Below are 546 nucleotides of genomic sequence, written 5' to 3'. Positions count from 1 at the left end.
CTGGTGCTGCGCCAAAATATGCCGGTATGCGGTGCAAAATTGAATCATCAACTCCTTCTTGGAGTCGTGTGCCACCAGGGCAATTATCATAACGCTACACCATCCTTCAAAACATTAAAAGGTAAGCGGGACTCGCTGCCCGCATAGACGCTTTGCCATTGCTTGTCCAGCCACCACGGCAGGGTCGCCGGGGGCGGGAACGGTGCCCTGTGCCCCCGCCAGCTGCAATTCGCGGCTTTCCGGGATAACGGCCAGCAGCTGGGCACCCACCGTGTCGATGCATTCATCCAGATCAAAAACCGCCGCACGTTTGCCGAAACTCTCCCGCGTGACGCGGTTCATCACCAGCCGTACGGCACTTTGGGGGCGTCCGCCGCTCAACAGGCGGTCAGCTACAATTTTGCCGTCCCGCAAAGCTACCGGGTCCGGGGTCAGCACCAGCAGCGCTTTGTCCGCCACTGCGGCCGCCGCGGTAAAGGGAGCCCCCATACCGGCAGCGGTGTCCAACAGCACAAAATCAAAATACGGGCGCATGGCCATCAGCAG

Annotated in this window: 2 pseudogenes; both read right to left on the bottom strand. The window is 60.1% G+C overall.

From position 1 onward, the window contains the following. Nucleotides 1-90: pseudogene (locus H6B10_RS18165) on the bottom strand (methylglyoxal synthase); the annotation flags it as partial. 24 nt (nt 91-114) lie between these two features. After that, nucleotides 115-546: pseudogene (locus H6B10_RS15135) on the bottom strand (AAA family ATPase); the annotation flags it as partial.

Origin of the sequence: Gemmiger formicilis (assembly GCF_016901605.1) — a bacterium.
In the GTDB taxonomy this organism is placed as follows: domain Bacteria; phylum Bacillota; class Clostridia; order Oscillospirales; family Ruminococcaceae; genus Gemmiger; species Gemmiger formicilis_B.
This window is presented reverse-complemented; position numbering and strand designations above follow the sequence as displayed.